Annotated in this window: 14 protein-coding genes and 1 pseudogene; 4 read left to right on the forward strand and 11 right to left on the reverse strand. The window is 67.8% G+C overall.

Annotation, left to right across the window (positions count from 1 at the left end; all coding sequences use genetic code 11):
• From M3149_RS00005 to M3149_RS00030, 6 genes and pseudogenes are all read right to left on the reverse strand, one after another.
• Positions 1-124, reverse strand: a pseudogene (locus M3149_RS00005) (ketol-acid reductoisomerase); the annotation flags it as partial.
• Complete coding sequence (locus M3149_RS00010) at positions 121-1,101, reverse strand: alpha-ketoacid dehydrogenase subunit beta (protein ID WP_251707290.1); 981 nt, start codon at positions 1,099-1,101, stop codon at positions 121-123. The pseudogene M3149_RS00005 and the gene M3149_RS00010, both read right to left, overlap by 4 nt.
• Positions 1,092-2,084: a thiamine pyrophosphate-dependent dehydrogenase E1 component subunit alpha gene (locus M3149_RS00015; RefSeq protein WP_251707587.1), complete on the reverse strand. Its 993-nt coding sequence runs from the start codon at positions 2,082-2,084 to the stop codon at positions 1,092-1,094. The genes M3149_RS00010 and M3149_RS00015 overlap by 10 nt, the downstream gene beginning before the upstream one ends.
• Before the next feature lie 11 nt (positions 2,085-2,095).
• Positions 2,096-3,976, reverse strand: coding sequence for a TRAP transporter large permease (locus M3149_RS00020; protein WP_251707291.1), 1,881 nt, complete (start codon positions 3,974-3,976; stop codon positions 2,096-2,098).
• A gap of 16 nt (positions 3,977-3,992) precedes the next feature.
• Entirely contained in the window at positions 3,993-5,009 is a 1,017-nt protein-coding gene (locus M3149_RS00025; protein WP_251707292.1) for a TRAP transporter substrate-binding protein, read from the reverse strand.
• 43 nt (positions 5,010-5,052) lie between these two features.
• Complete coding sequence (locus tag M3149_RS00030; RefSeq protein WP_251707293.1) at positions 5,053-5,871, reverse strand: SDR family NAD(P)-dependent oxidoreductase; 819 nt, start codon at positions 5,869-5,871, stop codon at positions 5,053-5,055.
• A gap of 147 nt (positions 5,872-6,018) precedes the next feature.
• Here M3149_RS00030 and M3149_RS00035 point away from each other — a divergent pair, with 147 nt between their 5' ends.
• On the forward strand, positions 6,019-6,819 hold the full coding sequence (locus M3149_RS00035) for an IclR family transcriptional regulator (protein WP_251707294.1): 801 nt from the start codon (positions 6,019-6,021) through the stop codon (positions 6,817-6,819).
• Positions 6,820-6,855: 36 nt separating this feature from the next.
• On the opposite strand, the gene crcB is transcribed toward M3149_RS00035, so the two are convergent.
• The 5 genes from crcB to M3149_RS00060 all read right to left on the reverse strand — a co-directional run bounded on the left by crcB (position 6,856) and on the right by M3149_RS00060 (position 11,087).
• The gene (gene crcB, locus M3149_RS00040; RefSeq protein WP_251707295.1) at positions 6,856-7,224 is read right to left on the reverse strand and encodes a fluoride efflux transporter CrcB; all 369 of its coding nucleotides are present in this window, start codon (positions 7,222-7,224) and stop codon (positions 6,856-6,858) included.
• Positions 7,225-7,226: 2 nt separating this feature from the next.
• Positions 7,227-8,240 carry a recombination-associated protein RdgC gene (locus M3149_RS00045; protein WP_251707296.1) on the reverse strand — a complete coding sequence of 338 codons (1,014 nt, stop codon included), beginning with the start codon at positions 8,238-8,240 and terminating at the stop codon, positions 7,227-7,229.
• Between the two features lie 74 nt (positions 8,241-8,314).
• Entirely contained in the window at positions 8,315-9,610 is a 1,296-nt protein-coding gene (locus M3149_RS00050) for a TRAP transporter large permease (protein ID WP_251707297.1), read from the reverse strand.
• A complete protein-coding gene (locus M3149_RS00055) occupies positions 9,603-10,106 on the reverse strand; it encodes a TRAP transporter small permease (protein WP_251707298.1) in 504 nt (167 codons plus the stop codon). Before M3149_RS00055 ends, M3149_RS00050 begins: the two co-directional genes overlap by 8 nt.
• Before the next feature lie 15 nt (positions 10,107-10,121).
• Complete coding sequence (locus tag M3149_RS00060) at positions 10,122-11,087, reverse strand: TRAP transporter substrate-binding protein (RefSeq protein ID WP_251707299.1); 966 nt, start codon at positions 11,085-11,087, stop codon at positions 10,122-10,124.
• A 91-nt stretch (positions 11,088-11,178) separates the two neighbouring features.
• On the opposite strand from M3149_RS00060, the gene M3149_RS00065 reads away from it, so the two are divergent.
• The 3 genes from M3149_RS00065 to M3149_RS00075 all read left to right on the forward strand — a co-directional run bounded on the left by M3149_RS00065 (position 11,179) and on the right by M3149_RS00075 (position 14,051).
• A complete protein-coding gene (locus M3149_RS00065; RefSeq protein ID WP_251707300.1) occupies positions 11,179-12,138 on the forward strand; it encodes a LysR family transcriptional regulator in 960 nt (319 codons plus the stop codon).
• Positions 12,139-12,306: 168 nt separating this feature from the next.
• On the forward strand, positions 12,307-13,086 hold the full coding sequence (locus M3149_RS00070) for a putative hydro-lyase (RefSeq protein ID WP_251707588.1): 780 nt from the start codon (positions 12,307-12,309) through the stop codon (positions 13,084-13,086).
• Positions 13,087-13,088: 2 nt separating this feature from the next.
• Complete coding sequence (locus M3149_RS00075; protein WP_251707301.1) at positions 13,089-14,051, forward strand: TRAP transporter substrate-binding protein; 963 nt, start codon at positions 13,089-13,091, stop codon at positions 14,049-14,051.
• The last annotated feature ends 14 nt before the right edge of the window (positions 14,052-14,065 follow it).

The raw sequence follows: 14,065 nt of genomic DNA on the forward strand, positions 1-14,065 counted from the left end.
CCTTCACGCCGCTGTCGTTGAGGTTCTGCGCGTGCGCGTGGCCCTGGCTGCCGTAGCCGATGATCGCGACCGTCTTGCCCTTGATGAGGGAAAGATCGCAGTCCTTGTCGTAGAAAACTTTCATGGTGCCGTTTCGGGTTGGGGGATGAGGGAAAGCGCCGCGTCGACGACGGCGGCGGGGGAGATGCGGGCGACGGCCTCCAGGCTGGTGGCGTAGCCCACGGGAACGCGCGGCGCGCCCAGGCGGCCGATGCGACAGCCCGTGGCCTGCGCGGCGGTGGCGGCCACTTCGGCGCCGAAGCCGGCGGTCTGCACCGCGTCGTGCACCACCAGCAGGCGGCGCGTGCGGGCCACGTCCTGCAGCACGGCCTCGCGGTCCCAGGGCCAGAGGGTGCCGAGGTCGATCACGCTGGCGCTCACGCCCTGAGCGGCCAGCGCGTCGGCGGCCTGCGTGGTGGTGTGCACCGCGGCCGACCAGCTCACCAGCGTGAGGTCGCTGCCGCGGCGCAGCACGTGGGCGCGGCCGGGCACGTGCAGCACCGATTCGTTCACTTCGCCCTGCAGGCCCCAGAGCTCCTTGTTCTCCATGTAGATCACCGGGTCCTCGCCGCGCAGGGCGTGGGTGAGCATGCTGTAGTTGTCCTGCGGTGTCGCCGGGCACATCACCACCACGCCGGGCAGGTGTGCGAACCAGGCTTCCAGGCTTTGCGAGTGCTGGGCCGCGGAGTTCTGCCAGAAGCCGATGGGCATGCGCATCACCAGCGGCACGCGGCCCTGGCCGCCGAACATGTAGCGGTTCTTGGCGGCCTGGTTGACGATCTCGTCCATGCCGCAAAGCGCGAAGTCGACCACGCGCATTTCCACCACCGGGCGCATGCCCACCAGTGCCATGCCCACACCGGCGCCGACGATGGTGGCCTCGGAGATCGGCGTGTCGATCACGCGCTGTGGCCCGAAGGTGGCCTGCAGGCCCTTGTACTGCTGGAAGATGCCGCCGCGGCCCACGTCTTCGCCGAGCACCACCACGCGCGGGTCGGCGCGCATGGCCTGGGCCATGGCGTGCACGGCGGCTTCGGCATAGGTCATGGTGTTCAGTGCCATGGGCCGGCTCCGGTGGTCTGGATGTCGGTGTAGGCCGCGGCCGGGTCGGGCACGGGCGAGGCGTTGGCAAAGGCCACGGCGTCGTCGATCTCGGCCTGCACGGCGGCGTCCACCGCATCGAGCTCGGCGGCAGCGATGCCGCGCTCCAGCGCACGGGCGCGCGCGCGGCGCAGCGGGTCGGCGTCGATCGCGCCCTGCAGGTCGCTCGGATCGCGGTAGGCCTGCTTGTCCACCGACACGTGGCCGCGCACGCGCCAGGTGAGGGCGTGCAGCAGCTGCGGGCCTTCACCCGCGCGGATCTTGCCGACCAGGCGGGCGGCCGCGGCGTGCACGGCTTCCACGTCGTTGCCGTCAACACTTGCACCGGGAACACCCAGCGCCAGCGCGCGCGCGGCCACGCCGGGGCCGGCGGTGAGGCCGGCGGTGCTGGTGGTGGCCGAGTACTTGTTGTCTTCGCAGACGAAGAGCACCGGCAGCTGGTAGACCGCGGCCCAGTTGAGCGCTTCGAGGAAAGGGCCGCGGTTGATGGCGCCGTCGCCGAAGAAACAGGCCACCAGGTGCGGTTTGCCCTGCAGCTTGAGCGCCTGTGCCGCGCCGCACGCGATGGGCAGGCCCGCGGTGACGACGCCGTTGGCGCCCAGCATGCCGACCGAAAAATCGGCAATGTGCATGGAGCCACCCTTGCCGCCGTTGCTGCCGTCGGCACGCCCGAACAGCTCGGCCATCATGCGGCGCATGTTGCCGCCCTTGGCCAGCGTATGGCCGTGGCCGCGGTGCGTGCTGGTGAGCAGGTCTTCGCGCGTGAGGTGGGCGCACACGCCAGCGGCCACCGCTTCCTGACCGATGGACAGGTGCAGCGGGCCGCGCACCTTGGCGCGTTCGTCCACCTGCGCGCCGAGCACGCCCACGCCGCCCTGGCTGGCGACCTCGGCCGCGAGTTCGAAAGCGCGGATGCGCGCCATGGTTCGGTAAAGCTCGATCATGGGGAAGTTGATCACAAGGCCAGGGCGGTGATCTGCGGGAAGGCCGCGATGATCACGACGCCCACCAGCAGGGCTACCAGGTAGGGCCAGATGGCGCCGATGACCTCGTCGGGCGGAGCGTTGCCGATACGGCAGGCGATGTAGAAGCCCACACCGAGGGGGGGCATCATCAGGCCGATGTTCATGGCGCAGACCACGACCATGGCGTAGTGGATGTCGTTGATGCCCAGCGACTTGGCGATGGGGAACATGATGGGCGCCAGCAGCAGCACCGCGGGCAGGCCTTCGAGCAGGCAGCCCAGCGCCACGAACACCAGGATGGTGACGGCCATGAAGCCGATCCAGCCGCCGGGCAGCGAGGTCATGAACACCGAGAGCTGCTGCACCACGCCGCTTTGCGTGATGGACCAGGCCATGGCCGATGCGGCCCCCAGCACCAGCAGCACCACGCCCGACAGAGCGGCGGTTTCCACCAGCATGTCGTAGAACTTGCGCAGGCCGATGCCGCCGTACATGACCTGGCCCACGAAAAGCGCGTAGACCACGGCAACGGTGGAGACCTCGGTGGCGGTGGCAACGCCTTCGCCCACCGCGGCGCGGATGAGGAAGGGCAGCACCAGCGCTGGCGCGGCAATGATGAGGAAGCGGCGCACCATCGACATCGGTGCGCGTTTGGCGTCGTGCATGTCTTCGTTGCGGGCCTTCCAGCGTGCCAGCACGAGCAGCACGGCCAGCAACACCATGGCAATGACGAAGCCGGCCTGGAACAGACCCGCGATGGACACGCCCGCGACCGCGCCGAGCACGATGAGCACGATGCTGGGCGGCACGGTGTCGGCCATGGCGGCGCCGGTGGCCAGCAGCGCCACCATTTCGCGCGGCTTGTGGCCGCGGCGTTTCATTTCGGGGAACAGCGCGGGCGCCACGGTGGCCATGTCGGACACCTTGGAGCCGGAGATGCCCGAGACGATGAACAGCGAGCCCAGCAGCACGTAGGACATGCCGGCCTTGATGTGGCCGAACAGCGAGGCCAGGAAGTCGACGATGGCCTTGCCCATGCCGGTGGCATCGAGGATGCAGCCGAGCAGCACGAAGATGGGCACGGAGACCAGCACCAGGCTGGACATGCCTTCGTCCATGCGGCCGATGACCACGGTGAGCGGCACGTGCGTGGTGAAGGCCAGGTAGCACACCGCGCCCACGCCGAAGCAGAAGGCGATCGGCACGCCGGCTGCGAGGCACACCGCCGCAAAACCGATGAGGAAGATGCCGATGTTGGCTGGCCCGAGCTTCATGAGCTGTGGCGAGAACTGCCAGCAGGCCAGTGCCACCGCGCCGACCGCGAGCGTGGCGAGCGCCAGATCGAGCTTGCGGGCGGAACGCCCCGCGTAGAGCAACACCAAGCCCAGCATGGCGATGAAGCCGAAGGCGATGGAGCTGACGCGGAACGTGTTGGGCATGTCGAGCGCGGGCGTGCGGATGAACCACTCGTCCTTCGCGTAGTCGATGGCCGGACCGATGAGCGCCAGCAGCACGGCGGCGATGGCCACCAGCGCGAAGGCGTGCACGAACTCCCGCGCGCGCGGCGGCAGCAGTTCGACGAACAGGCCCAGGCGCAGGTGTTCGTTGCGGTGCACGGCAATGGCCGCGCCCAGCATGGTGAGCCAGATGAAGGAGATCGAGACGACCTCGTCCGACCACACCAGGGATTTGTTGAACACGTAGCGCGAGATCACGCCCACCAGCAGCAGCACCGTGATGTTGAGCATCAGGAGGACCGAGACGGCCTCCAGGGGCTTGAGCCAGAACGGGCTGCGGCGGGTGTCGTGAAGGACGGTGCCCTTGTAGGCACCGTCCGCGTCGGCAGAAGTGCCGGCGATGAGTTCTGTCATGTCAACCCAGTGTCTGTCAGCCCAGCTTACCCGTGTACTTCTCCATCACGGCCCAGGCCTCGTCACCGAACTTGGCCTTCCACTCGGCATAGAAGCCGGCGCTGCGCAGCTTGTCGCGGAAGGGTGCGGTGTTGGGCGAGTTGAAGACGATGCCCTTGGCGGTCAGGTCCTTCTGCAGCGTGGCTTCGTTGGCGGCCACGTCCACACGCTCCTTCATCGCGGCGTCGTTCAGGTGCTTGGTGACGATGTCGCGGATGTTGGGTGGCAGGCGGTCCCAGGCGCGCTTGTTGATCAGTGTCCAGAAGCCGTCCCACATGTGGTTGGTGAGCGAGCAGTACTTCTGCACTTCGTAGAGCTTGAAGTTGGAGATGACCGCGAACGGGTTCTCCTGGCCGTCGGCCACCTTGGTCTGCAGCGCGGTGTACATCTCGGAGGCGTTGATCGAGATTGGCGACGCACCGAAGGCCTTGAACATCGAGGTCCACATCGGCGAGACGGGCACACGGATCTTGAAGCCTTCGAGATCGGCCGGCGTGTTGATCGGCTTGGTGGAGGTGGTGGTCTGGCGGAAGCCGTTGTCCCAGATGCGGTCGAGCGCATGCAGGTTGACGCGGGCGATCTGCGCACGGATGTAGGCGCCGACGTCGCCGTCCATGGCTTTCCACACGGCGTCGTAGTTGGGGAAGGCGAAGCCCAGGCCGTTGAGCGCAGCGGGCGTGACCAGCGTAGACAGGATCAGGCCGGAGAGGTTGAACATCTCGACACCGCCCGAGCGCAGCTGGCTCAGCGTGTCGGTGTCGGAGCCGAGCTGGTTGCTCGGGAAGATCTGGATGTCCATGCGGCCATTGGTTTCCTTCTTGATGGCCTCTACCGCCTCTTTGGCGCGCACGTTCATGGGGTGCTGCGGCGGCTGGTTGTTGGCGTACTTGAAGGTGAACTCGGCGCTCTGGGCATACGCCAGCTTCAGCGGTGCGGCGACGCTGGCCGCGGCAATGCCGGTGGCCTGGATGAGGGTGCGGCGGGAAAGGGTCATCGTTGTCTCCTCGGGTTGGAACTTGGGGGCGGGCGGGGAAAGCTCAGGCCGCGGCGGCGGTGGGCGTGGCGGCGGGAATCTCGAACAGCCGGGGCATGAACAGGCCGCTGGCGAGGTAGCCACCGTCGACGCCCAGCGTCTGCCCGGTGATGAAGCTGGCCTGTTCGGAGCAGAAGAACACCACCGCGGCCGACACCTCTTGCGGCGAGCAGAAGCGGTGCATGGGGCAGACGTCGAGGTAGGTGTTCGCGTTGGAGCTGCCGTGCAGCGTGCGAATCATGGGCGTGTCGACAAAGCCCGGCGCAATCGCGTTGACCGTGACGCCGTGCGCCGCGACCTCGATCGCGAACTGGCCCGTCATGGCGATGAGCGCTGCCTTGGAGCTGCCATAGGCCAGCCGCCCGGTGCCGGCGCGCACGCCGCTGATGGAAGAGATGTTCACGATGCGGCCCCACCGCCGCGCCTGCATGGCCGGCAGCACGCGCTGCGTAAGCACCATGGGCGCGGTGAGGTTGATGGCCAGCGTGTTGTTCCACTGCGCCAGCGTCACGCTGGTCGCCGGCTGGGTGGAGACGACGCCCGCGTTGTTGACCAGGATGTCGATCGCCAGGAAGCGCTGCAGCAGGCCGTCCATGCCGTGCTGGACGGCTTCGGTATCGGCCAGGTCGAGCACCAGGGCCAGGGCCTGGCCCCCTTCGCTGCGGATGGCTTCGGCGGCCTGCTCGGCCGCGGGGCCGTTGCGATCCACGATGCAGACCGTGGCGCCCTGCTGCGCGAGATCGCGCGCGATCTGCAGGCCGATGCCGCTGGCCGCGCCGGTGATCAATGCGACCCGGCCTTCGTGCTGCTTAGGGTTGTCCATCTCGCCCTTGTGAGGTTGAATGTCCAGAATGTGAATCAGTGGCCTTGATATTGGCAGCACGCCAACCAATGGCTGCCGAGGAAAACCCTGAAAGGCCCCGCAAAACCGGTTCACTATGTGAACCCGTTGTTGCGGGTAACTACCGACATGAACCCACCCGAACTCCCCGCCGGCGACACGCCCGGTGCACAGACGCTGCGGCGCGGGCTGGGCATCCTCAAGCTGCTGGCGCGCCACCAGCCCGAGGGCCTTCGCATCGGCGAAATCGGCCGCCGCCTGGGGCTCAGCAAGGCGACCGCGGTGCGGCTCACGCACACGCTGGCGGACGAGCGCTTCGTGGTGCACGACGCCAGCTCGCGCTGCTACCGGCTCGGGCCGGAATCCTTCGTGGTGGGGCTGGCGGCCGAGCCGAGCTACTCGCTGCAGCGCCTGGCCACGGGTTCGCTGCGCGCCCTTGCGCTGGAGACGGGGGACTGGGTGTTCTTCTCGGTGGTGCAGGGTCTGGAGGTGATCTGCCTGTCGCGCGAGACCGGCCACGGGCCGATCCCGAGCGACGCGCTGCGCCTGGGCGACCGCCACCCGCTGGGCGTGGGCGCGGGCGGGCTGGCCATCCTGGCTGCGCTGCCCGATGCCGAGGTGGACAACGCCTTGCAGGTGAACGGCCACCACATCGACCAGAACTACCCCAAATCGCCTGTGGCCGTGATCCGCCACCTGGTGGCTGAAACGCGCGAGCGCGGTTACGCCGTGATTCCGGGCATCGTGGTGCCGGGCTACTGGGCGCTGGGCGTGCCGCTGTTGCAGCGCGATGGGCGCCCGGTGGGCGCGATCGTGCTGGTGGCCAGCGAATCGCGTCTGCACCCCACGCGCCGCGCGGCGCTGGGCGATCGCATGATCGGCATCAGCCGCGACCTGATGAGCCGGGCCGAACAAGGAAAAGTGGAGTAGCCCCCCGCCGACGTGCTGGCAAAGCAGCGGGCGGCCTCAGGCCGTCAGCGTTCTGAGCCCCAGCCAGGTGAGCAGCAGCGAGCCGAACAGGTGCAGGGAGGACACCCCCAGCGCGAGCGCGAAACGCCCTTGCTGCAGCAGCGTGACCACTTCGATCGAGAAGGTGGAGAAGGTGGTGAGCGCGCCCAGCAGGCCGGTGACGATGGCCAGGCGCCACGCCGGATCGAGATGCGGGTTGGCCTGCAGCACCGCGAAGGTCAGGCCGATGGCGTAGGCGCCGATCCAGTTGGCGGCCAGCGTGCCCCAGGGCAGCAGACTCGTGGGCGTGCTCAGCCACAGGCCCAGGCGCCAGCGCAGCAGCGCGCCCGCACAAGCACCGAGGCAGATGGCGAGCACCGGGGCCATGGTCAGAAGGGTGCGCCTTCGTCGGCGGTGGCGTTGGCGTCTGCGCGGGTGGTCGCGCTGTTGTTCGCGCTGGCGGTGGCGGGCGTCGCAACGGGCTCATGGCCCGGCACCTGGCCCGGTTGCAGCTCGCCCCCCAGCGCGGCGATCAGCGCATCAAGCACGCCACGCAGCTCACCGGTGCCGATGGCGACGTTGCTGTCGAAGCTCTCTTCCTCGTTCGCGGGGCGGTCCTCGAACACGCCTTCCAGGAACTGGATTTTCTTGAGCGCCATGCTCTCGGTGAGCGTGAAGCCGACGCGGCCTTCCCAGTTGAGCGCCAGGCGCGTGGGCAGCTTGCCCTCGCTGATGTGGCGGCGCACCTCGTCGTTGAAGAGGTGGTGGCGCGTGAAGCGCACCACCGAGCGTTCCTCGTCGCTGGATCGCAGCTCGCAGTCGCGCTCCACGGCCAGGCCTTCGGGCCATTGTTCGGCGTCGGTCACGCTGAGCCATTGGGTCATGGCGGCCTGCGGTGTCACCTGGGTGTTGAACAGCGTGAGCGCCAGGCCGTCGAAGGCGCGCACCAGCGCGGTGACGATGTCGTCGAGCTTGCCCTGGCTGCTGGCGTCGGTGGCCAGCCAGCCGCGTTCGGGGTCGATCCAGATCCAGGCGCTTTGCTGGCGCGCGAAGGCCTGCGGCAGCAGCGCCATCAGCGCGTCTTCGCGCAGGCCTTTCGTTTCCTTCTTGCCGGGCTTGCGGCCGGTGGTGGCCTCGATGTGATCGGCCGCCTCCTGCGCCTTGCGGCGCACGACCGCACCGGGCACGGACTTGGTTTCGATCTGCAGTTTGAGAATGCGCTGGCCGGCCACGGCCTCCACCAGTGGGCCATGCGCTTCACCGCGCGGCTCCACCCAACCGAGGGACTTGTCCTGCGTGGCGCTGCAGGGCACGAAGCGCGCGCCATCGAGCGCTTTCTCCATCGCATCCAGCGAGGGCGCCCAGCCCGGGGCGATGCGGTAAAGCGTGAGGTTCTTGAACACGAAACGGGATCTCCGGAAAAACAAACCCCGCTCGCGGGTGAGGCGGCGGGGTGTGCATCTTAGCGGGGCGGTGGCTACATCTTCGAGGGCAGCCAGGTGACGAGACCCGGGAACCAGTAGAGCAGCAGCACCGCCAGCACCATCAGGAAGAAATAGGGCAGACAGGCCATGGCGATCCAGGTGATCTCGCGCTTTGTCATGCCCTGCAGCACGAACAGGTTGAAGCCCACGGGCGGCGTGATCTGCGCCATCTCGACCACCACCACCACGAAGATGCCGAACCAGATCAGATCGATGCCGGCGGCGGTGACGGTGGGCAGGATCACGCCCATGGTGAGCACGATCATCGAGATGCCATCGAGGAAGCAGCCCAGCAGGATGTAGAAGAGCGCGAGCGCGATCACCAACATGCCGGGCGACAGGCCCAGTGAGCCCACCCATTCCGCCAGATGGCGCGGCAGTCCGATGTAGCCCATGGACAGCGTGAGGAAGGCCGCGCCCGCCAGGATGAGCGCGATCATGCAGTACAGCCGCGTGGCGCCCAGCAGCGAGTCGCGAAAGGTCGTCCAGTTGAGCGAGCCTTGCGAGGCCGACAGGATGAGCGCGCCCACCACGCCGATGGCCGCGGCCTCGGTGGCGGTGGCGATGCCGCTGTAGATCGCGCCGATGACGCCGCCGATGAGCAGCACCACCGGGATGAGGTGGCGCGACTCGCGCAGCTTCTCGCCGAAGGACATCCCGGCATCGGCCTGCGGCACCTTGCCCGGGTTGAGCAGCGCCCACACCATGAGCGAGCCGCTGAACAGCGTGGCCAGCAGCAGGCCCGGAATGACGCCCGCCACAAAGAGCTTGGCGATCGACACCTCGGCCGCGACGCCGTAGACGATCATGATGATCGAGGGCGGAATCAACAGGCCCAGCGTGCTGGCACCGCCGAGCGAGCCCACGATCTTCTCCGCCGGGTAGCCGCGGCGCGTGAGCTCGGGAATGCTCATCTTGCCTACCGTGGCGCAGGTGGCGGCCGACGAGCCGGACACCGCCGCGAAGATGGTGCTGCCCAGGATGTTGGTGTGCAGCAGCCGACCAGGCAGCGCGTTCACCCACGGTGCGAGGCCGCGGAACATGCTTTCGGAGAGCTTGGTGCGGAACAGGATCTCGCCCATCCAAACGAACAACGGCAGCGCCGTCAGCGTCCAGCTGCTGGCCGAGCCCCAGATGGTCAGCGCCATCGCGTCGCCCGCGGGGCGCGAGGAGAACAGCTCCATGCCGATCCAGGCCACGCCCGCGAGCGTGAGGCCGATCCACACGCCACTGCCCAGCAGCACGAACAGCGCCACGATGAGCAGCGTGGTGATGAAGAACTCATTCATGGCGCGTGTCTCCGGCGGCGCGCATGCGCTTTGCACGTACCTCGAGCACCCATTCGTCGATCAGCGCAATGAACAGCACCGTGCAGCCCACCCCCATGAGGATCTGCGGGATCCATAGCGGGGTGGCGTCGGCCGAGGTGGAAATGTCGTGGAACTGGTGCGACTGCCACACCAGCCGCCATGAGAACCAGGCCAGGGCGCCGGCCATGAGCGCCGCCACCGACAGCGCCCACAGTTCCATCCCGCGGCGCGCACCGCCGGTGAGCTTGCCGATGATCAGCGTGACGCGGATGTGCTCGTGGCTCTTGAGCGTGTGGGCCAGCGCGAGAAAGCCCGCGCCGGCCATCGCGTAGCCGGCATACGCGTCGGTGCCCGGCACGTAGAAGCCGGCCAGGCGGCTCACGATGGACAGCAGCACCATCGCGAGCACACCGATCATGAACAGCGCGGCCAACCAGCCCGCGCCGAGGTAGAGGCCGTCAAGCGCCTTTCGCATTCGATGCCCGTGGCCTCACTTGCGAAAAGCGTCGATGAGTTGCTGGCCTTCGGGGCCAGCCTTGCTCAGCCATTCCTGGAGCATGGTCGCACCGACCTTCTGCAGATCGGCCTTGAGCGCGGCCGACGGCGGCTCGATCGTCATGCCGTTGGCCTTGAGCACGGCCATGGTGTCGGTGTTCACCTTCTCCGACGCGGCCCAGCCGCGCGCCTCGGCGTCGGCGGCGGCCTTCATCAGGGCGTCCTGCGTGGGCTTGTCCAGCGCGTCGAACGCGCGCTTGTTCACGATCACCGCGTTCTTGGGCAACCAGGCCTGCACGTCGTAGTAGAACTTCAGGTGCTCGTAGAGCTTGCTGTCCACGCCCGTGGCGCCCGATGTCATGTTCGTTTCCACCACGCCGGTGGCCAGGGCTTGCGACAGCTCGGCCGCCTGCACCGTGACGGGTTGTGCGCCCACCAGCTCGGCGATGCGCGACGTGGCCGGGCTGTAGGCGCGCCACTTGCTGCCCTTGAGGTCGGCCGCACTGGCCACGGGCTTCTTGCTGTACAGGCCTTGCGGCGGCCAGGCCACGGCGTAGAGCAGCATCATTCCTTGCTCGGCGAGCTTCTTCTGCAGGATGGGCTTCTGCGCCGCATACAGTTTCTTCGAATCGGCGTAGCTGGTGGCCAGGAACGGAATGCCGTCGGCACCGAACATCTGCCATTCGTTCTGGTAGTTGACCAGCAGGATCTCGCCGATCTGCGCCTGACCGCCCTGCACCGCACGCTTGATCTCGGGGGCCTTGAACAGCGAGGCGCCCGGGTGCACCGTGATCTTGAGCTTGCCGCCGCTGGCCTTGTCGACGTCGCTGGCGAAGGTGGCAAGATTGACCGAATGGAAGTTGGTGGCCGGGTAACCGGCTGGCAGGTCCCAGGCGGTCTGGGCTTGGGCGCTGGCGCCAAAGGCGAAGGCGGCCGTGGCCAGGGCGAGCTTGAATTTCATGGTCACTCCAGAAGGTTGAACGGATGACAAAGACGGGCAGCATAGTTGCAAAACGCGGGCCAGGTTTGTCCGTGTTTCCCCGGAGACGCGCATGAATCTGCGCTTCGTCGAGGCCTTCTACTGGGTGGCCACGCTCAAGAGCGTGACCCGCGCCGCCGAGAAGCTCTTCCTCACGCAGTCGGCCATGTCCAGCCGCATTGCCACGCTGGAGGAGGAGCTGGGTGTGCTGCTGCTGGACCGGCGCGACAAGCAGTTCCGGCTCACCACCGCGGGTGCGCGCTTCCTGAACTACGCGCAGCGGCTGTTGGAGCTGCAGCGCGAGGCCAAGGCCGAGATGGGTTCGGGCGAAGCGCTGGCGGTGTCGCTGCGCATCGGCGCCATCGAATCCGTGCTGCACTCGTGGCTGATTCCGTGGATGGAGCAACTGCGCATCGAGCACCCGGCGCTGGAACTGGAGCTGTCGGTGGAGACCACGCCCATCCTGCTGGAGCAGATGCGCCGCGGCACGCTGGACCTGGCGTTTGCCGCCCAGCCTGCGGCCGCCGACGGTGTGCGCTCGCGCGCGTTGCCATCGATGGCGATGGTGTTCGTGGGCAGCGCCAGCCTGCATCGGCGCCGCCGCTATGCGCTGGACGACCTGGCGCAGCTGGAACTGCTCACCTTCCAGCGCGGCTCGCTGCCGCACGTGGCCCTGCTTGACCTGTTTCGCGCGGCACGCGTGGAGCCGCGGCGCGTGCACACCATCTCCTCGGTGTCGGCCATGCTGCAGATGGCGCAGGGCGGCTTCGGCGTGGCCACCCTGCCGCGCGAGGCGGTGCAGCACCTGTTTGCGGTGGCCGATCTGCGCGAGCTGCCCTGCGACGCCCGCCTGCAACCGCTGCCGATCCATGCGAGCTACCGAAGCGACCCTTCCACCCAGGCGGTGGAGACGGTGGTGCGCTCGGCGCTGGCCTTCGTGGAAGCCTGGACCGCCGCGCGCGAAGGCACCGCCGTGGGGCGCAGCCGTGGAAAAACGCCCCAACTCAAGGCATCGAAAAAATCGATGACGTAAGCAAGAAAAATCGCGTTTGTGGTGGACGATCCACCTGCCCACAATCCGGCCCCAATGTGACAAGCCTGTCACGAAACCCATGAACCGGCGGCGCCGGTGGAGCTGGAGACACAAGTGGGATTGCCAGAGGCATTGCAGACGCGACACATCGACACCGGTGCACGGGCGCTGGCGCAACAGGTGCGCGGCCCGATCCGCCGCGGCGAATGGACGCGCCACACCAGCGGTCTCGCGGACGAGCTGGTGCAGGGCAATGTGGTGATCCTGCCGCGCGCGCTCGCCGACGACTTCCTGCTCTATTGCCAGCGCAATCCCAAGCCCTGCCCGTTGCTGGCGGTGGGCGCGCCGGGTGACCCGATGCTGCCCACGCTGGGCGAGGGCATCGACATCCGCAGTGACCTGCCGCGCTACCGGTTGTGGCGCGACGGTGTGCTGGTGGACGAGCCCAACGACATCCACGCGCTGTGGCGCGACGACCTCGTGACCTTCGTCATCGGTTGCTCCTTCTCGTTCGAGCAAGCGCTGATGGCTGCCGGCATCCGCTTGCGGCACGTGGAGCAGGGCCGCAACGTGGCCATGTACCGCACCACGCTGGCCACCGAACCCGCGGGCCCGTTCGCCGGACCCATGGTGGTGAGCATGCGCCCGATCAAGGCGGCCGATGCCGCGCGCGCCGCCCGCATCACCGCGCGCTTTCCCGACGTGCACGGCGAGCCCGTGCACATCGGCGAGCCAGCGTTGATCGGCATTGCCGACCTTGGCCAGCCCGACTACGGCGATGCCGTGGATGTGCTGCCCGATGAGGTGCCTGTGTTCTGGGCCTGCGGCGTCACGCCGCAGGCAGCCATTGCCCAGGCCCGCCCCGCGTTCTGCATCACGCACGCCCCGGGCGCGATGCTGATCACCGACCTTCTCAACCAGCAACTCGCAAGCGAACCAGGAGAGTGACCATGATGAAGACAGCCATCGGGCTTTGCGCCCTCGCCCTGGCCGGTGCCGCCCACGCGCAGGCCAAATGGGACCTGCCCAGCGGCTACGGGGCCAACACCTTCCAGGTGCAGAACCTGCAGCAGTTCGCCAACGACGTGGACAAGGCCACGGGCGGCAAGCTCAAGATCACACTGCACCCGGGCGGCTCGCTCTACAAGGCCAACGAGATCAAGCGCGCGGTGCAGACCGGGCAGACGCCCGCGGGCGAATTCATCATCTCGGGAGCGGCCAACGAGAACCCGCTCTTCGGCGTGGACTCCGTGCCCTTCCTGGCCACCGGCTACGCCGAGTCGCGCCGCCTGTACAACGCCGCACGCGGCGCACAGGAGAAGGTGCTGGCGCAGCAGGGCATGAAGGTGCTGTTCTCGGTGCCCTGGCCCGGCCAATCCCTGTATTCCATCAAGCCGGTCAACAGCGCGGCCGATCTGGCGGGCACCAAGATGCGCGCCTACAACCCGGCCACCACGCGCATCGCGCAACTGCTCAAGGCGCAGCCGGTGACGATCCAGCTTGCCGAGTTGCCGCAGGCCCTGGCCACCGGCGCGGTGCAGAACTTCCTCACCTCCAGCGCCAGCGGGGTGGAGAGCAAGCTGCACGAGCAGGTCAAGCATTTCTATCCGGTGTCGGCCTGGCTGCCGCGCAACGTGACGGTGGTCAACCTGAAGGACTTCAACGCGCTCGACAAGCCCACGCAGGACGCGCTGCTCAAGGCCGCGGCCGAGGCCGAAGCGCGTGGCTGGGCGCTCAGTGAGAAGCTCGATGGCGAGTACATCGAGCAACTTCGGGCTGCGGGCATGAGCATCACGCCGCCAAGCGATGACCTGAAGAAGGCGCTGGCCACCATTGGCGAGACCATGACCGCCGAATGGATCAAGGCCGCCGGCCCCGAGGGTCAGGCCATCGTCGACATGTATCGGAAGTAACCCTCCGCCGCGCT

This window comes from Hydrogenophaga intermedia (assembly GCF_023715105.1).
In the GTDB taxonomy this organism is placed as follows: domain Bacteria; phylum Pseudomonadota; class Gammaproteobacteria; order Burkholderiales; family Burkholderiaceae_C; genus Hydrogenophaga; species Hydrogenophaga intermedia_A.